The sequence below is a fragment of the Kribbella rubisoli genome (genome assembly GCF_004217145.1).
Classification (GTDB): Bacteria; Actinomycetota; Actinomycetes; order Propionibacteriales; family Kribbellaceae; genus Kribbella; species Kribbella rubisoli.
The window spans coordinates 710,708-728,546 of the sequence record NZ_SHKR01000014.1 but is presented as its reverse complement, the minus strand read 5'-3'; the positions used below and the strand labels follow the sequence as shown (position 1 = coordinate 728,546).

The following is a 17,839-nucleotide window of genomic DNA, read 5'->3' as shown; positions in this document are numbered from 1 at the left end:
ATAGTGGGAACGGCCGCCTAGGAGGGCAGTTTATGCAGGACGTGACGCCCCGGGATCGCATTGCCGGGCTGGTGCTGGCGCGTCCTGACCGGGTCCTCGGGATGGAACCGTTCATGGCCGACGTCGTCCAGGGCATCGAGGAGTACTTCGCCGGGCGGCGCTGCAGCCTGCTGATCGAGTTCACCGCGGACGTCACCGGCGAGATCGAGATCTGGCGCCGCTGGGTGGCTCAGGAGTACGTCGACGGGATCGTCATGGTCGATCTCCGCAGCGACGACCCGCGGCTGGACGAGCTGGCGCGCCTGCGCACGCCAGGAGTGCTGCTCGGCGGGCCCGAGCTGCAGGCGCCGATCACCAACGTGCTGGTCGACAACGCCGAAGGCGCCCGGGCGGCGGTTCGTGCGCTCGCCGACCTCGGGCACCGTGACATCGCCAGGGTGAGCGGTCCACGCGACATGGTGCACTGCCAGGCGCGGGACGAGGCGTTCATCGCGACCTGCGCCGAGCGGGACGTGCAGGGGCAGCTGATCGAGGGGGACTACTCCGAGGAGTCCGGCCGCGATGCGACCCGGCAGTTGCTGACCGGCGGCCGGGTCCCCAGTGCGGTTGTCTATGACAACGACCTGATGGCGATCGGCGGTCTCACCGTTGCGAAGGAGTTGGACGTCGCGGTCCCCGAGGAGTTGTCGATCATCGCGTGGGACGACACCGCCGTGGCCCGGCTCGCGCATCCGCCGTTGAGCGTGGTCACCGTCGACGTCCACGGGCTCGGCACGATCGTCGGCGAGGCGATCCTCGCGGCGATGGACGGCGCCGACGTGACGACGTACCACGTGCCGAAGCCGACGATCCGGCTGACGCCGTCGACGATCAGTCGGAAATGAACACGGGCAGTCGGTGGTACCGGCCGGGAGGTGAGTGATGGCGGAGCAGCCCCGGTCGCGACCGTCGTCGTGGTCCGTGATTCGGTCGGGCGGCCGCGGTGATCACTCACAGCTAACTCCCAGTGTGCACATCCCTCGGTGATCATCGTGATTCGCAGCGTGACCAGGGGGGACACTATGTCAGGACCTGGTGGGCCTCGTATCTCAGCGTGACCGGGGAGTGCTTGACATATCCGGCTGGGACGATTGAGACTCAGGTCACTTTCGCGATCCGAGAGCGCTCTCAACTCCGTCCAAGTTCCAGGGAGCACGTCACATGCGGCCCAGCGCCCGCTACCGCCCTATCGCCGGACTGCTGGCCTGCGCCGCGGTCCTGCTCGTCACCGCGGCCTGCGGCGGCGGTTCCACCTCGTCCGATCCGTCCGCCGCCAAGACGGACGGGCCGAAGATCGAGCTGACCATCGCGACCTTCAACGAGTTCGGGTACGACGACCTGTACACCGAGTACGAGGCCGCGCATCCGAACATCACGATCGTCGAGCAGCACGCCAAGACGGTCGACGACCACGTCAAGAACCTCGACGCGAACCTGGCGTCCGGGACCGGGCTGGCCGACATCGAGGCGATGGAGGTCAGTTGGATCTACAAGTACCTGGCCAAGGCCGACAAGTTCGTCGATCTGCGGCAGTACGGCGCGAACGACCTGAAGGACCGCTGGCTCGACTGGAAGGTGGCCGGCGCGACCACGCAGGACGGCAGGATCATCGGCTACGGCACCGATATCGGTCCGGAGGCGATCTGCTACCGGCGGGACCTGTTCGCGAAGGCCAAGCTGCCGACCGACCGGGCCCAGGTGGCGAAGATGTTCCAGGACTGGCCGTCGTACTTCGCGACCGGGCGGAAGTTCAAGGAGCGGGTCCCCGGCTCGGCGTGGTACGACTCCGCCGTACTGACCTGGGAAGCGATGCGCAACCAGCTGATCCAGGCGTACTACTCGAACCAGGACCGCTTCCTCGCCGGCGAGAACCCGCGGCTGAAGTCGACCTGGAACCAGGTGGTGGCCGGGAGCAAGGACGGTCTGTCCGCCGGGCTGGTCGCCTGGAGCGACGAGTGGAACGCGGCCTTCCGCACCGACAAGTTCGCGACGATGGCATGCCCGGGCTGGCTGCTCGGCGTGATCCAGGACAACGCGGGCAGTTTCGGCAAGGGCAAGTGGGACGTCGCCGACGTGTTCCCCGGTGGCGGTGGCAACTGGGGCGGCTCGTACCTGACCGTGCCGATTCAGTCGCCCCAGCCGGAGGAGGCCGCGAAGCTGGCCGCCTGGCTGACCGCGCCCGAGCAGCAGGTGAAGGTGTTCAAGAAGATCGGCTCGTTCCCGTCGACGCTCGACGCGTACAACGACCCGCAGGTGAAGTCGCAGGTCAATGCGTACTTCAACAAGGCGCCGGTGGGGCAGATCTTCATCGACCGGGCCCGGAACGTGATCCTCAAGCAGCACAAGGGTCCCCGCGACGGCGAGATCAACCAGATCTTCAGCGCCGCGCTGTCTCGGGTCGACAACGGTAAGCAGTCGCCGGACGCTGCGTGGGCACAGGCCCTCGACGAAGCGGAGAAGGTTGCCGATACCCGGGTCGGGAACTGAAGAAATCTGTCAACACGCCCCGGCGGGCGGCCAACGGCTGACGCGCGTTCGACCTAGGACGTACTACCGTGTGAACGCAGGCCGATCGACAGCCTAGGAGGGCCGATGGACGGGTCTGGTTCTCCGACGTTGGAGCAGGTTGCGGCGGTCGCCGGGGTGTCGCGGGCAACGGTCTCGCGGGTCGTGAACGGTTCGCCGAAGGTGTTGCCGGACACGGTCGCCGCGGTCGAGCAGGCGATCCGGCAATTGGGGTACGTACCGAACCGGGCGGCTCGCGCGCTGGTGACCCGTCGGACGGATTCGGTGGCGATCGTCGTACCGGAGCCGGACACCCGGGTGTTCTCGGACCCGTTCTTCGCCGGGATGCTCAGCGGGATCAGCCGGACGTTGGCGCCGACGTCGTCGCAGTTGGTGCTGCTGATCGAGCCGTCCGAGGGGGATGACCAGCGGTTCATCCGGTACCTGCGCGGTGGGCATGTGGATGGCGCGATCATCATCAGCCACCACGGGCGCGACAACGTGCTGCAGGAGATCGCGCAGTTGCCGCTGCCCATCGTCTTCAGCGCGCGGCCGCTCGGGGTCGACGTACCGGTGGCCAGCGTCGACGTGGACAACGTCGCCGGGGCGCGGACCGGGGTTCAGCATCTGCTGACGATCGGGCGGCGGAAGGTCGCGACTGTTGCCGGGCCTTTGGACATGACTGCCGGGCTTGATCGGCTGACCGGCTACAAGGACGTGATGAAGGAAGCCGGGTTGCCGGCCCTGATCGAGTACGGCGATTTCACGGCCGACGGCGGCGAGCAGGCGACGCTGCGGCTGCTGGATGCCCATCCAGATCTGGACGGGCTGTTCGTCGCCTCGGACTTGATGGCGACTGCCGCTCTGCGCGTGCTGTCTCAGCGCGGGCGCCGGGTGCCGACGGACGTCGCGGTCGTCGGCTTCGACGACTCGGTCCTCGCGACCACGACTACGCCGAAGCTCACCACCGTCCGCCAGCCGGTCGAACAACTCGGTGCCCGCCTGGCCGAAATCCTCCTGGCCAAGATCGCCGGCGCTCACCTCACCGCCCCCGAGATCTACAACACCGAGCTCATCATCCGCGACAGCGCCTGACCCTCTGCTTCGCTTGCTTCGCCCGCCGAACGTTGTCCGGTGGGCTACCAGCCATGGGTTATGTTGGATGTACCAACGTTGGTCTGGCCAACATAAATCTGGGAGTTCGGATGAACGACGAAGCTGCTCGTGTGCTTGTGGTTGGGCGTAGTCCGAGTGTGTTGGAGGAGGTGGTGGAACTGTTGCGTGGTTCGGGGTATCGGGCTGATGCGTCCAATCAGTTCGATCAGGTGCTGGAGGACTACGACGTCGGTGCGATTGATGTGCTGGTGTTCGGTGGGATGGTTCCTCCGGATACCAAGGCGCACCTCAGTGCGGAGATCGGCAGGCGGAATGCCGCGGTCACCTTCGTGCAAGGGCTGGTCGGGATCCCGGGAGTCATTGCTGCTCAGGTCGACGCCGTGACCCGCGGGAGCTCCTCGAGTGGAGTCGAGGTCGAGTACATCCCGGAGGGCCGGATCATTCGGGTCACGCTGCCGGGCGACGTACGAGTGACCGTCGACGCGTTCTGGATGACGTCGTGGACGCCGCCTGAGCCGGGCAGCACCTCGTCGACCGTGTTCGAGGGCGACCTCACGACGGGATCCCATGACGTTGCGCTCCCGGAGCGAGTGCCGAGCGAGGCGTCGTTCGCGGTTGTCACGGTCGGCGATCAGGTACGGACCCTTGCGGTCGGCCCGATGCCGAAGGCGCTCGCCCGGATGGTCCCGAAGTCGGCGAGCGACCACCGGCTGCCCGACGTCCCGAGCGTCACGACTCAGACAGACCTCGCCCCGGGCCGATGACGTAACAAGCTGGCAGGTGTGGACCATGTGCAAGCTCGACAGGACGTATATATCCACTGCATCGCTATCGAGGCTGGGCCTAGGCGTGCGGGCGAGCGTGGTGGACGTATACGTCCTGTCGAGCTTGCGCGCTCCATGCCCACAGCCGCACTAGGGCGGGTCGTTCTGGAATTGGAACTGGACCCGGATCGAGTCGTCGAGGGGGATGACGACGGTGGTGTTGGAGGCGGACCAGGTTTGGGGGACAAGGAAGAGGCGGTTCTCGCCCACTACCAGTAGGCGGAGGCCTCGGTAGCGGTAGTTGAAGGTCTGGCCGGTGCCGGCGCGCAGGGCGGTTTCTTCGATACCGGGGGAGCGGAGGGCCAGCTTCTCCTTGGTGTCGAGGATGACGACCGGGAAGCGGTTGAGGTGGCGCGCGTCGGCGCGGGCCAGGCCACGGCCGGAGTACTGCGCCGTGGTCGCGGTTGCCCAGAAGGCGCAGGTGACGGTGGCAATGGCGAGTAGGGCGATGAGGATGCGTTGCGGCCCGAGGGTCGGGTCGGCTTTGCGGCGTAGATAGGTGAGGTAGGCAAGCGCCGCGGCGGAGAACCCGATCACGGTAGGGACGATGAGGGCGTAGTACGGGATGTGGCCGATCAGCGGATACGCGAGCAGACCGGCTACGCCCAGGACGAGGATGAGTACGGCGACGCGGGCGGCCCGGCGTACTGCGACGGGTGTCGGGTGGATCGCGTTGTGCAGAAGAAGAGCGGCCACCGCGAGCAACGTGATCACCAGGAGCGGGACGAGTAGCGGCTGGGGACTGCGCATCACGTAGTCCTGCGTGCTCAGGCCGATCGTGTCGACGTCGATCCCGAAGTACTCGTACTGCGATCGCGAGGAGACGTAGCCGAAGTAGAACAGCAGTGCGCTGAGCAGCGTCACCGGCGTGATGATGCCGGCGGCGAAGCTGACCCAGCGCTCGGCCTGCGACCGTTCGTCGGCCATCCGTCAGCCGCCGGACGGGGTCTCGGCCGGCAAGGCTGTCAGGACGATCTGGCTGCCGCTCCGACCGAGCAGACTGTCGCAGTCGGACTGACTCTCGCACGTGGCCTGGCCGGGGACCTGGAGGGTGGTGCTGCCGGAGCTGACGAGCTGGCGGACGCCGACGTAGCAGGTGTCGTGCTGGTCGGCTGTCCACCGGACACCGGTGCAGGCAGGAAGGTCACCGGGGCAGGATTGCTGGTCGGCCGCGAAGACCCCCTCGGGCTTGAAGGTTGCCGAGCCCAACTCGATCGTGGTGTCGGCCGGGAGCGACGTGTCGGTCAAGCTGACCGAGTAGCAGTTCGGATGCAGGTCGTCGACGGACGAGCCGCCGATCGGGAGCGAGACGATGCTGATCGACGGCTGCTGCTGTTCCGGTTGGGTCGACTCGGCATCGGTCGGTTCGGGTGCCGGTTCGGTGGTGTCGTCGGCGGTCGCGGTCACGACAGGCGTCGGCGTACCCCCGTCACTCGACGAGCATCCCGTCAGCAACAGGACTGTCACCGAGACGAACGCAACCAACGCTCGCATGACCACCACCCCCACGACCCAGAATGACCCTCTGTGCAGACTGCGACAACCTTTTGTTCACTCTCCGCTGCGACAACGGTTCATCCGTGATATCCCTATGGACAAAAGGGGGACCTGAATGACCGACCACGAGATCCGGATCGCGCTGGTACTGAACGGCGGTGTCAGCCTGGCGGTCTGGATGGGCGGGGTGACGCACGAGCTGGATCTGATCCGGCGTGCGTCCGGTGGGTCCGACGCGCCGCAGTCCCAGCCCTACGATGCTGTGCTCGCGGACCGCTGGCGCGAGCTGTGCCACCGGGGCGAGGAGCGGCGGCGCGTGGTGGTCGATGTGATCGCGGGGACGAGTGCCGGCGGACTGAACGGTTCGTTGCTGGCGACAGCGATCGCGAACGGTTCGACGCTCGACCCCGACGGTGATAGCGGTCCCTGGCTGCGGCAGAAGTGGGTCGCGCTCGGATCGCTCGACGTCGGCAAGCTGGTGCCGTCAGCCGGCGCGAAGTCGACGTCGGTGCTCGACGGCAAGTACTTCCTGCAGCAGCTCGAGGACCTGCTCAAGGGTGTGGCCGACGCGGGTGACAGCGACGCCGAGGAGCCGGTGACGTTGTTCGTCACGGCGTCGGGGCTGGGCGTGCAGCAGTTCAAGGCCAAGGACGCGGCCGGACAGGCCTTCGTCGTACCGGATCATCGGTACCTGTACGGGTTCACGAGCGAGGACGCGCCGACGTACGACGGGGCCAGGCGCAAGTTCTCGGTCAAGGACACCAACGGGTTGAAGGACACCGAGCTGCTCGCGCGAGCGGCGCGGGCGTCCGCGTCGTTCCCCGCCGCGTTCGGGCCGGTTCTGGAGACGCCCGAGTTGGCTGCGAGTCCGCCGCGGATGCAGCCCGGTCCGGCTGAGGCGGGGTCGTGGCTGGTGGACGGCGGCGTGCTCGACAACGCGCCGTTCGGTCCCGTCCTCGACGTGGTCGCCCGGCGCCCGGTGAACGGCAAGGCGACGCGATACGTGCTGTACGTCGTACCGTCCGCGGGGATCGGGCACGCGTCGACAGCGTTGCCTGGTGCGAAGGAGCCGAGCTGGCGGGTGACGGCGTTGTCGGCTGTGCAGTTCCCGCGCGAGGTCGACTTCCGCTCGGACGTCGAGCAGCTGGAGCGGTTGCTGCTGGAGGCCGACGCGTCCTGGTCCGACACCCAGCGGCTCTTCGACCGTTGCCTGAAGCAACCAGAAGAGCGAGCCCGGTTGAAGGCGGCCGCGGCGGCGCTGCAACCGGCGTACTCGCGGGGTCGGGCGGCCGGCGGGGTGTGGGAGGCCGTGACGATCGCGAGCCACGACCAGTCGACCGTGCTGGATGCCGCGACGGCGTTGTCGGAGCCGGAGATCGATGAGATCCTCGCGACCAAGCATCCGTGGGTGCCGGGGCCGGACGGCTCGACGACCGCCGTACGCGACGATGCCGACGGCAACCCGAGCTGGTTGTGGGGGACCGGCGCGGCCGAGCGGATCGTCCGGCTGATTCTGCGTTCGCTGCGGAATCGGATCAGCAAGGCGCCACACGCCGAGCGTGCGGAGCTGGACAAGCGGCTGACCGCGGCGAGCGACTGCCTGATGAAGGTGCAGGCCGTCCGCGATGCGCTCGACGTGGAGCTGGCCGCGGCGGATCTGGACCTGCGACCGGCCGGCGGCGCGGAGGCTGTCGCGGTCGGGCTGAACGACATCTTCGAGCAGTTGCAGATCCAGCGGGCCCTCGGTGACGCGTTCGCCGAGCTGGTCACGGTCGTCGGCTGGGAGCTCGTCGACACCGCGCTCGAAGTAGAGATCGTCTCTCGCTGTACGTCGGCGCGCACTCCGCAGCAGCGCAGCGCGCCGTTCCAGTTCCTGCGGCTCGGGCCGGACATTCCCCTCGCCGTACTCGACGAACTGCAGGAAGGCTCGATCGCGAACCAGCTCAACGAGCGCATCCTGTACGGCAGTCAGGTCGGGCATTTCGGCGCGTTCGGTGCGGCCGACTGGCGGCGGTGGGACTGGTTGATGGGCCGGCTGCACAGCGTCGCGCACCTGGGCTCGATGCTCGGCGCGGACGCGGACTGGATCCGCGAGACCCAGCGGCAGGTGCTGCAGGCCGAGGGCTGGCAGATCAGCGCGCTCGCCGAGCGGATCGAGCGGCTGGCCCAGGACTTCCCGGCCGACGCCGGGATCGGCGCGCTCGTGACGATGCGGAACGAGCTCAACGCGTCGCCCGAGGGCCGCGCGATCACCAAGGGCATCGCCGACCGGATGGTCGACGTGTCGTCCGGTCTCGGTCCCGAGGTCGGCAACTGGGTGAAGGCGGCCGCGGGCCGCAAGCATCAGCCCGGATCGTGGCTGTTGCATACGGCGCGCTGGTTCACCGAGCCGGCCCGCCAGACGGCCTGGGAGCGGATGGTCCGCGGCGCCAAGATGACCCCGGCGCAGCGGCCGCAGATCTTCGAGCCATGGTTGCCTGCAGCAACAGCTGTGATCGGCATCCTGTTACTGATCCTCGCGGGCACCTTCGACGCCGTGCGCCTCGTCGCGGCGCTCCTCGCCGGGGCAGTGCTTGCTTTGAGCGCCGTGCTCGGTGTCGTCACCTGGTACGTACGGCGCGCCCGCCGGCGGATCCGCGCGTGGCTCGAGCGGCGGATGCCAGCGATCAGTCCAGAGTCACGAAATCGATGAGCTCCTCGACCCGGCCGAGCAGCGCCGGGTCGAGATCGGCGAAGCTGTTGACCTTGGACAGGATGTGCTTCCAGGCCGCGGCCACGTCTGCCTGGTCAGTGGCCGGCCAGCCGAACGACTGCAGCACGCCCTTCTTCCAGTCCTGACCGTGCGGGATCCGCGGCCAGGCCTTGATCCCGACCGACGACGGCTTCACCGCTTCCCAGATGTCGATGTACGGGTGGCCGACGACGCGCACATAGCGGTTGCTGACCTGCGCGGCGATCTTCGATTCCTTCGATCCCTCGACCAGGTGATCGACGAGTACGCCGAGCCGCCGGCCGGGAGTGGGCTGGAACCGGTTGACGATCTCGACCAGGTCGTCGACGCCTTCGAGGTACTCGACCACGACGCCCTCGATCCGCAGATCGTCGCCCCAGACCTTCTCGACGAGCTCGGCGTCGTGCCGGCCCTCGACGTAGATCCGGCTGGCGCGCGCGACCTTGGCGCGGACGTTGTCGACAGCGACCGAGCCGGACGCCGTCCGGGTCATCTTCGCCGGACCGGCCTTCTTCGGTGGCCTCAGGCTGACCGGTTTGCCGTCGATCCAGAAGCCCGGACCCAGCGGATACGTGCGGATCTTGCCGTGCCGGTCCTCGAGGTCGACGACGCCGTGCTCCCAGCGCACGATCGCGCCGACGAACCCCGAAGTGGGCTCCTCGACGACCATCCCCTTCTCGATCTCGACCTCGACGGTCCGACCGTTCTTCGGCTTCCGCCAGTCCCCACTGAGTACGTCGTTCCCATACCTGTCAGCCACGCGCCCACTCTAATAAGACGGAGCGGCATGCGAGGCGGTCGACTGGCGGCTCGGCGCGGTGAGCGTGAGAGCGAAGTACGCGAGGAAGCCGACGACCAGGCCGACCACCCACGAGTAGTCGTAGAGCGGCTTCAGGAACGGGATCAGTCCGTCGGCCGGGAACGGGCCGGCGCCCGGGTTCGAGTACGCGCCGCCGACGGCGAGCAGTGAGCCGAGCAGCGTCGCGACGACACCGCGCCAGTTCCAGCCGGCGGTGTACCAGTACCGGCCGTTCGGTTCGTAGAGGTCGGCGAGGAACAGGTTGGTCCGGTCGATCAGCCAGTACCCCGCGATCAGTACGCCGGCCACCGACGCGAGCAGACCGCCGTAGAACGACAGCCAGACGAAGATGTAGATCGACGGGTCCGAGATCAGCCGCCAGGGCTGGATCACGATGCCGATCACACCGGTGACCAGGCCCGCGGTCCGGAAGTTCAGCCAGCGCGGCAGCGCGTTCGCGAAGTCGTACGACGGACTCACCACGTTGGCCGCGACGTTGCAGGACATCGTCGCCAGGATCGCCATGATCAGACCGATCGTGACGATCACCGGGTTCTCGAACCGGCGGGTGAGCTCGACCGGGTCCCAGATCGCCGAGCCGTACAGCACGACCGTGCCGGAGGTGGTGATGATCGAGACCAGCGCGATGAACGACATCGTCGTCGGCAGGCCGATGATCTGGCCCCAGACCTGTTGCCGTTGGCCCTTCCCGAACCGGGTGAAGTCCGGCATGTTCAGCGACAGCGTCGCCCAGAACGCGATCATGCCCATCAGCGACGGCGCGAAGATCTTCCAGAAGTCGGCGTCCCAGCCGAGCTTCGACGGCTGCGACAGGATCGGCCCGAAACCGCCGGCCTTGACCAGGATCGCGACCATCAGCGCCACGAACGCGACAGTCACCAACGGCGCCGCCCAGTTCTCGAACCGGCGCAGACCCTCGATACCGCGGAAGATCAGCACCATCTGCAGCACCCAGAAGAACGCGAAGCTCAGCCACATCGTCCACGGGTGCCCGCCGATCGCCGACGCGTTCAGCCAGCCGTTGCCGAACAGTTCGCCGACGATCACGTAGATCGCCTGGCCGCCGATCCAGGTCTGGATCCCGAACCAGCCGCAGGCGATGAACGCCCGCAGCAGCGCCGGGAAGTTCGCGCCGCGGACGCCGTAGAACGCCCGCGCGAACACCGGGAACGGGATGCCGTACTTCGTTCCCGCGTGGCTGTTCAGCAGCAGCGGGACGAGCACGATCAGGTTCCCGAGCGTGATCGTGAGGAACGCCTGCAACCAGTTCATCCCGATCGCGACCAGACCGGACGCCAGCAGGTAGCTCGGGATGTTGTGCGCCATACCCATCCACAGCGCCGCGTAGTTGTACGTCGTCCACGTCCGCTGCGGCAACCGCGTCGGCGCGAGCTCGGCGTTCGCGTACGGGCTGTTCGCCAGCGCGTCGGGATCGGTCAGTTCAACTCGTCCATCGGAGTGAACAGTCTGCTCGGCACTGGTCATGGGGCCTCCCGGTCTGGACTGAGGAGCGGAGGGAGCGAAGCGACCGGAGCGGCGAGGGAAGGGCGGGAGTTACAGCCCCATGACCCGCCGCGACGGAGTCGCGGCATCAGTACAGCCACAGGTCCCACCTCATCCGGTCGGGCGATGTCCGTTCCGAACAAGTTGCGCGACGAAATGACGTCGTGTCAACGGACAACTACCCGAAAGGGTCATCCGGGGCCGAGCAAGGGCAGAGTCGGGCGCTGCGGCGCGCCTAATGCCTGGTAGCCGCGGCGGATCGCGTCCTGGAGTTTCTCGACCGGCCACGGCCAGTCCTCGGTGTGCTTGAGGGCGTCGTCGAGCGGTGTGCCGGCGTGGTGCAGCGTCGAGATCGTGTTGGCGACCCTGCCCAGCTCGATGGCCTGGTCGCGGGCGAACTCGATGTCGACGACCGCGCCGTGACCGGGAACGATCGTGGTTGCCGCGGTCATCATCCCGACCACGGCTTCGATCGTGTCGGGCCACTCGAGCGGGAACGAGTCCTCGCCGAACGACGGGGGCGCCGACTCCTCGATCAGATCGCCGACGAAGACCACGTCGACATCCGGTACGACGACGACCGCGTCGCCGGACGTGTGCGCGTTGCCGACGTGCAGGAGCTCGACGCGGCGGTCGCCGAGATCGATCACCTTGGCGGCGGCGAACGTCGTCCCGGCGAGGTTTTCTTCGGTTGCCGCGTTCTCGTGGAGGTAGACGGTGGCGTCGGTGAAGACGCTGTTGCCGGCGACGTGGTCGAAGTGTGCGTGGGTGTTGACGACCCATTTCACCGGCGTGTCGGTGAGCTCGCGGATGTGTTCACGCAGCTGCTCGGCCTCTTCGGTGGTGGCGCGGGTGTCGATCACCAGTGCGCCTTCGGAGCCGACGACGAGGCCGACGTTCAGGTCCCATTCGTCGTACCGCCGGACCCAGGTGCGGTCGCCGATTTCCGTCCACTCACTCATGCGGTCGAGGTTACTTGCTGAGTACGTCGCCCTTGATCACCTGGTCGCGCTGGATGCCGCGGAGCAGCAGGCCGACGTTGTCGCCGGCCTTCGCGGTCTTCACGATCTTCCGGAACATCTCGACGCCGGTCACCTCGACCTGCAGCATCGGCTGACCGGCGCGGCTGAGCAGCACCTGCTCGCCGACCGACACCGTGCCGGCCCGCACCCGCCCGGTCACGACTGTGCCGCGTCCGGTGATCGAGAACACATCCTCGACCGTCATCCCGAACGACCCGACCGGCAACGTGTCCTGCGGCCGCGGCGCCCCGGGGAAGGTCGGAGCGTCCTTCTTCCAGAACTTCCAGCTCATCCCTTGAGCCTAGTGGTTGGCAAGCCCTCTCCTCGGGACTTAGGCTCGCAAGTGTTCCGATCGGAACATCGAAACTTTCGAAAGGTGGTCGGCGTGACGACACGACGTGCTGTGGTGGTCCGGGGCGGTTGGGAAGGGCACTCCCCGGTCGAGGCGACCGACCTGTTCATCCCGTTCCTGAAGGAGAACGGATACGAGGTCACGGTCTCCGACACGACCGCGAGCTACCTCGAGCTCGAGGGCGTCGACCTCGTCGTGCAGTGCGTCACGATGAGCGAGATCGAGCCCGAGCACTTCAAGGGTCTTGAGGCGGCGATCCGGCGCGGCACCGGGTTCGCGGGCTGGCACGGCGGTATCGCGGACTCGTTCCGCAAGAACGTCGACTACAGCTTCATCACCGGCGGGCAGTTCATCTCGCACCCGCACGGCTTCACCGACTACCGCGTCGAGATCGTCAAGGATCACCCGATCGTCGAAGGCATCGAGCACTTCGACGTGCACACCGAGCAGTACTACGTGCACTACGACCCGACCAACAACGTGCTGGCCACGACGACGTTCAAGTCGCACCCGGACTACCCGTGGATCGAGGGCGCCGTGATGCCGGCGGTCTGGACCCGCACCTGGGGTGAGGGCAACGTCTTCGTCTGCACGGTCGGCCACAAGCTGGACGACCTGGAGACGCCCGAGGTGCGCACGATCATCGAGCGGGGGCTGCTGTGGGCGAGCAAGTGACCAACATCGGCATCGTCGGCACCGGGGTCATCTCCGGCACCTATCTGGACCATCTGGCCAAGCTGCCCGGCGTCGACGTGGTCGCCGTCGCCGACCTGGACCTGCCGCGCGCTCAGGCGATCGCCGACAAGAATCCGGACATTCGCGCGGTTTCGCCGGACGAGCTGTACGCCGCGGACGACGTCGAGATCGTGCTCAACCTGACCATCCCGGCCGCGCACGCTCCGGTGCACCAGGCCGCGATGGAAGCCGGCAAGCACGTGTACGGCGAGAAGCCGCTGGCTGTGGACCGCACCGCCGCCGAGCCGCTGCTCAAGTTCGCCGCGGCGAACAACCTCCGCGTCGGCTGCGCACCGGACACCGTGCTCGGCACGGGAACCCAGACCGCTCGCGCAGTGATCGACCGCGGCGACATCGGCGTACCGCATGCTGCTTTTGCGGCCTTCACCACACCGGGCCACGAGCTGTGGCACCCGGCGCCGGAGTTCTACTACCAGCCGGGTGGCGGCCCGGTCCTCGACATGGGGCCGTACTACGTGACCAGTCTGGTCACCCTGCTCGGTCCCGTACGCCGGGTCACCGCGAGGGCCGGTCAGTCGAAGCAGGAGCGCAAGATCCACTCCGGACCGCGGACGGGTACGACGTTCCCGGTGGAGGTGCCGACGCACCTCACCGGCGTACTGGAGCACGAGTCGGGTGTGTTGACCACGGTGTTCATGTCGTTCGACGTCTGGGCGGCCCGGCTGCCGCGCATCGAAGTACATGGGACCGAGGGCAGCGTGTCGGTGCCGGATCCTAATACCTTCGACGGCACGGTCGAGATCGCTACGGCTGCGCAACGCGAGTGGACCGAGGTGCCCGTCGCCGGTGGGTACGCCGGAGCCGGCCGTGGCGTCGGCGTGGCGGACATGGCGCGGGCGCTGCGTCGCGGTGAGCCACACCGCGCTGACGGAGCGTTGGCCTACCACGTGCTCGACGTACTCGAGTCACTGCTCGAGGCGGCGGTCCAGGATCAGCCTGTGGACGTCGCGAGTACGGTCGAGCGGCCTGCCGCCGTACCGTTGGGGGCGTCGCCCGAGATCGCCTGAGACCCGCCCCACGCCGGAGTGCGTCGGCGTGGGTACTACGGCTCGGTAGACTGGCACTCGGAACTTTCGAGTGCCAAGGTCGATCGAGAGAGGGTGGTGTGCGCGTGCTGGATGACCGCAAGCTGGATGTGCTCCGCGCCATCGTCGAGGACTACGTGGCGACCCATGAGCCGATCGGGTCGAAAGCGCTGGTCGACCGGCACAACCTCGGCGTCTCGCCGGCCACGGTCCGCAACGACATGGCCGCGCTGGAGGAGGAGGGGTACATCACCCAGCCGCACACCAGCGCCGGACGGATCCCGACCGACGCCGGGTACCGGCTGTTCGTCGACAAGCTCAGCACGGTCAAGACGCTGTCGGTCGCCGAGAAGAAGGCGATCACGTCGTTCCTGGCCGGAGCGGTTGACCTGGACGATGTCGTACGCCGTACCGTCCGGCTGCTCGCGCAGATCACCCGCCAGGTCGCGATCGTGCAGTATCCGTCGCTGAACCGGTCGAGCGTGCGGCACATCGAGATCGTCACGATGAGCCCGCGCCGGCTGCTGCTGGTGCTGATCACCAGCAACGGCCGGGTCGAGCAGCGGATCGTCGAGCACCCGCACGACGTCGACGAGCAGCTGATCGCCGACCTGCGGTCGCGGCTCAACTCGGTCCTCGCCGGACAGCGACTGACCGATGCGACGACGTCGCTGGGCGGCGTGCCGGAGCTGTTCGCGCCGGGCGACCGGGCGCTGGTCGCGTCGATCGTCACCACGCTGCTCGAAGCCTTCACCGACGAGGTCGGTGAGCAGCGGATCGCGGTCGGCGGTGCGGCCAACCTGACCCGGTACGGCGACGACTTCGAGCGGAACGTGAAGCCGGTGCTGGAGGCGCTCGAGGAGCACGTCATCCTGCTCCGGCTGCTCGGCGAGGCGACGAACCCGCAGACCCTGACGGTCCGCATCGGTCACGAGAACCCGTTCGAGGAGCTGGCCACCACGTCGGTGGTCGCGACCGGATACGGATCCAAGTCGGAGGCGCTGGCCACCCTCGGCATCGTCGGCCCGACCCACATGGACTACCCGAGCACAATGGGCGCAGTACGAGCCGTCGCCCGCTACGTCAGCCAAATACTGGCCGACTCCTAACGACATACAACCCCTGGTCTGGAGTATGAGCACCGATTACTACGCCGTCCTCGGCGTCAGCCGTGACGCCTCAGCGGACGAGATCAAGAAGGCGTACCGCAAGCTGGCACGCCAGTACCACCCGGACGTGAACGACTCCGAGGACGCGCACCAGAAGTTCCAGGAGATCGGGCGCGCGTTCCAGGTGCTCAGTGACCCGCAGAAGCGGCAGATGCACGACCTCGGCGGCGATCCGTTCGCGACCGCGGGCGCCGGGCCGGGCGGAGCCGGGTTCGGGCAGGCGTTCACGTTCACCGACATCATGGACGCGTTCTTCGGCCAGACCGGCGGCGCGACCCGCGGGCCACGACCGCGGACGCGGCGCGGTCAGGACGCGCTGATCCCGCTGCGGATCGACCTGGCCGAGGCGGCGTTCGGTACGACGCGCGAGCTCAAGGTCGACACCGCCGTACTGTGTCCGACCTGTAGCGGGTCCGGTGCTGCGGCCGGGTCCGAGCCGGTCACGTGCGAGATCTGCCACGGGCGTGGCGAGGTGACGCACACGCAGCGGTCGTTCCTCGGCGAGGTGCGGACGATGCGCCCGTGCCCGAACTGCCGCGGTTACGGCACCACGATCCCGAGCCCGTGCGTCGAGTGCGCCGGCGACGGGCGGGTGCGCTCGCGCCGTACCGTCACCGTCAAGATCCCCGGCGGCGTCGACAGCGGCACCCGGGTTCAGCTGTCCGGCCAGGGCGAGGTCGGCCCCGGCGGCGGACCGGCCGGCGATCTGTACGTCGAGATCGAGGTCGAGCCGCACGACATCTTCACCCGCAACGGCGACGACCTGCACTGCACGGTCACGCTCCCGATGACCGCGGCCGCGCTGGGTACGACGATCGACCTGCCGACCCTCGAGGGCGAGACGACGCCGCTGGAGATCCGCCCTGGAACGCAGTCCGGGACGACGCAGACGCTGACGGCGCGCGGCGTACCAAGGCTCCGTCACGCCGGTCGCGGCGACCTGATCGTCCAGGTGATCGTCGAAACCCCGACCAAGCTCGACGACGACCAGGCCGACCTTCTCCGCCAGTTGGCGGTCGCCCGCGACGAGGAACGCCCGCAGGGCCACGTCCAAGCCACCCACAAGGGCGTCTTCGGCCGCCTCCGCGACGCCTTCGGCGCCCACTAGATGGGTGTCGCGGTCTTCTACCTGGAAGACCTGTCCGGTGCCGAGCTGACCCTGGACGGTGCGGAGGGTCGGCATGCCGCGGTTGTACGGCGGATCGGGCCGGGGGAGCGCATCCGGTTGACGGATGGGCTTGGTGCTTGGGTCGAGGGGCCTGTGGTGGGGGCTTCGAAGGCTGGGCTGACTGTGGCGGTGGATGAGCGCGGGTCGGTGGCGGCGGCTGATCCTCGGGTGGTTGTGGTGCAGGCTCTGCCGAAGGGGGAGCGGGCCGAGCTTGCGGTGGAGATGCTGACTGAGGTCGGCGCGGATGTGATCGTGCCGTGGAACGCGGAGCGGAGTCAGTTCCGGGCCAACCCGGAGCGGGTGGAGAAGACGCTCACGAAGTGGCGCGCTTGGGCGTTCGAGGCGAGCAAGCAGTCGCGGCGTTCGTGGTTCGCCGAGGTCGCTCCGCTCGCGTCGACGGCCGACGTCGCGGAGCGGCTTGCCCGCGCGGCGCTGCCCGTCGTACTGCATGAAGAAGCGACCACTCCGCTGGCCTCCCTGCAGGTCCCGCCCGCCGGTGACATCGTCCTCGTCATCGGCCCCGAAGGCGGCATCGCACCCACCGAGCTGAAGGCCTTCGACGTCGAACCGGTCCGCCTCGGCGACACCGTATTGCGAACCTCAACCGCCGGCGTCGCGGCCGCAGCCGCCCTCCTCGCCCGCTCCCGCTGGATCTGACGCTTACAGACCGGCTTTATCTGCAAGCTCGACAGGACGTATACCTCCACTGCCGACCAGCCGCCGCCCGTGCACGCCTGAACCCAGACCCGATCACCAAACACTCCTGTCGAGCTGCCCACGAGCCAGCGACCCGAACGCTTCTTGGAGCGGCACTAGCCTCGGACCGCCTGCTGGTAGGCGGCCAACACCTCGGCATCGTCGATGCTCCCGTGGTGGTGGACCTGCTGCCACGCCCCGTCGTACGCGAAGATGCGCGTCGTCCGGATCCGCAACGGCTGCTCACCCAACGCCGGATGCTGGTACGTCCCAACCTCCCGCCCCGCAAACACCACCGAGCCGTCCATCCAGTACGTCGCCGCGTCGCCGAACGTCACCTGCACATCCAGCGACCCCGCGAACACCCGCTCGTACAGCGACCGCACGGCCTCCCGCGACCGCAAGATCCCGCCGATCGGGTTGTTCAACTGCACCAACGGATCGTCCGCCCAGCCGGCGACCAGCGTCTCCAGGTCCTTCCCGTTGAGCGCGTAGTAGAACGTCTCCAGCGCCGCCAGCGCACCCTCCCGTCCCGGCAACCGCGCTTCGTCCGCCCGCAACCGCGCCCCGGGCCCGAATCCGTAGTCGACCAGCTCGATCATCGTGAACCCCTCGC

The 17,839-nt window shown here is 67.9% G+C and carries 17 protein-coding genes; 10 read left to right on the top strand and 7 right to left on the bottom strand.

Annotated features, from left to right (window positions below):
* The first annotated feature begins 32 nt into the window (after window positions 1-32).
* From EV645_RS29005 to EV645_RS28990, 4 genes are all read left to right on the top strand, one after another.
* Complete coding sequence (locus EV645_RS29005) at window positions 33-884, top strand: LacI family DNA-binding transcriptional regulator (protein ID WP_130447171.1); 852 nt, start codon at window positions 33-35, stop codon at window positions 882-884.
* A 316-nt stretch (window positions 885-1,200) separates the two neighbouring features.
* A complete protein-coding gene (locus EV645_RS29000; RefSeq protein ID WP_130447170.1) occupies window positions 1,201-2,526 on the top strand; it encodes an ABC transporter substrate-binding protein in 1,326 nt (441 codons plus the stop codon).
* A gap of 105 nt (window positions 2,527-2,631) precedes the next feature.
* Window positions 2,632-3,639, top strand: coding sequence for a LacI family DNA-binding transcriptional regulator (locus EV645_RS28995; RefSeq protein ID WP_130447169.1), 1,008 nt, complete (start codon window positions 2,632-2,634; stop codon window positions 3,637-3,639).
* 173 nt (window positions 3,640-3,812) lie between these two features.
* Window positions 3,813-4,424, top strand: coding sequence for a hypothetical protein (locus EV645_RS28990; protein ID WP_198681906.1), 612 nt, complete (start codon window positions 3,813-3,815; stop codon window positions 4,422-4,424).
* A gap of 150 nt (window positions 4,425-4,574) precedes the next feature.
* Here EV645_RS28990 and EV645_RS28985 read toward each other — a convergent pair whose 3' ends face one another.
* Together EV645_RS28985 and EV645_RS28980 are read right to left on the bottom strand one after the other, a co-directional pair.
* Window positions 4,575-5,411 carry a hypothetical protein gene (locus tag EV645_RS28985; RefSeq protein ID WP_130447167.1) on the bottom strand — a complete coding sequence of 279 codons (837 nt, stop codon included), beginning with the start codon at window positions 5,409-5,411 and terminating at the stop codon, window positions 4,575-4,577.
* Window positions 5,412-5,414: 3 nt separating this feature from the next.
* Window positions 5,415-5,978, bottom strand: a complete 564-nt coding sequence (locus EV645_RS28980) for a hypothetical protein (RefSeq protein ID WP_130447166.1) — start codon at window positions 5,976-5,978, stop codon at window positions 5,415-5,417.
* Between the two features lie 118 nt (window positions 5,979-6,096).
* On the opposite strand from EV645_RS28980, the gene EV645_RS28975 reads away from it, so the two are divergent.
* Window positions 6,097-8,673 carry a DUF3376 domain-containing protein gene (locus EV645_RS28975; protein ID WP_130447165.1) on the top strand — a complete coding sequence of 859 codons (2,577 nt, stop codon included), beginning with the start codon at window positions 6,097-6,099 and terminating at the stop codon, window positions 8,671-8,673.
* Here the strand turns inward: EV645_RS28975 and EV645_RS28970 are convergent.
* The 4 genes from EV645_RS28970 to EV645_RS28955 all read right to left on the bottom strand — a co-directional run bounded on the left by EV645_RS28970 (window position 8,648) and on the right by EV645_RS28955 (window position 12,349).
* Window positions 8,648-9,472: a DUF3097 domain-containing protein gene (locus EV645_RS28970; protein ID WP_130447164.1), complete on the bottom strand. Its 825-nt coding sequence runs from the start codon at window positions 9,470-9,472 to the stop codon at window positions 8,648-8,650. The genes EV645_RS28975 and EV645_RS28970 overlap by 26 nt on opposite strands.
* 9 nt (window positions 9,473-9,481) lie before the next feature.
* Window positions 9,482-11,017 carry an NCS1 family nucleobase:cation symporter-1 gene (locus EV645_RS28965; RefSeq protein WP_130447163.1) on the bottom strand — a complete coding sequence of 512 codons (1,536 nt, stop codon included), beginning with the start codon at window positions 11,015-11,017 and terminating at the stop codon, window positions 9,482-9,484.
* Window positions 11,018-11,226: 209 nt separating this feature from the next.
* On the bottom strand, window positions 11,227-11,997 hold the full coding sequence (locus tag EV645_RS28960) for an MBL fold metallo-hydrolase (RefSeq protein WP_130447162.1): 771 nt from the start codon (window positions 11,995-11,997) through the stop codon (window positions 11,227-11,229).
* A 10-nt stretch (window positions 11,998-12,007) separates the two neighbouring features.
* Window positions 12,008-12,349: an EF-Tu/IF-2/RF-3 family GTPase gene (locus EV645_RS28955; protein ID WP_130447161.1), complete on the bottom strand. Its 342-nt coding sequence runs from the start codon at window positions 12,347-12,349 to the stop codon at window positions 12,008-12,010.
* Window positions 12,350-12,442: 93 nt separating this feature from the next.
* Between EV645_RS28955 and EV645_RS28950 the strand changes: the two genes are divergently transcribed.
* The 5 genes from EV645_RS28950 to EV645_RS28930 all read left to right on the top strand — a co-directional run bounded on the left by EV645_RS28950 (window position 12,443) and on the right by EV645_RS28930 (window position 17,184).
* A complete protein-coding gene (locus tag EV645_RS28950; protein WP_242000725.1) occupies window positions 12,443-13,084 on the top strand; it encodes a ThuA domain-containing protein in 642 nt (213 codons plus the stop codon).
* Complete coding sequence (locus EV645_RS28945) at window positions 13,069-14,172, top strand: Gfo/Idh/MocA family protein (RefSeq protein ID WP_130447160.1); 1,104 nt, start codon at window positions 13,069-13,071, stop codon at window positions 14,170-14,172. Before EV645_RS28950 ends, EV645_RS28945 begins: the two co-directional genes overlap by 16 nt.
* A 104-nt stretch (window positions 14,173-14,276) precedes the next feature.
* On the top strand, window positions 14,277-15,299 hold the full coding sequence (gene hrcA, locus EV645_RS28940; RefSeq protein ID WP_130447330.1) for a heat-inducible transcriptional repressor HrcA: 1,023 nt from the start codon (window positions 14,277-14,279) through the stop codon (window positions 15,297-15,299).
* A 25-nt stretch (window positions 15,300-15,324) separates the two neighbouring features.
* The gene (gene dnaJ, locus EV645_RS28935; protein WP_130447159.1) at window positions 15,325-16,467 is read left to right on the top strand and encodes a molecular chaperone DnaJ; all 1,143 of its coding nucleotides are present in this window, start codon (window positions 15,325-15,327) and stop codon (window positions 16,465-16,467) included.
* Complete coding sequence (locus EV645_RS28930) at window positions 16,468-17,184, top strand: 16S rRNA (uracil(1498)-N(3))-methyltransferase (protein ID WP_130447158.1); 717 nt, start codon at window positions 16,468-16,470, stop codon at window positions 17,182-17,184.
* Between the two features lie 155 nt (window positions 17,185-17,339).
* On the opposite strand, the gene EV645_RS28925 is transcribed toward EV645_RS28930, so the two are convergent.
* Window positions 17,340-17,825: a YybH family protein gene (locus EV645_RS28925; RefSeq protein WP_130447157.1), complete on the bottom strand. Its 486-nt coding sequence runs from the start codon at window positions 17,823-17,825 to the stop codon at window positions 17,340-17,342.
* Between the last annotated feature and the right edge of the window lie 14 nt (window positions 17,826-17,839).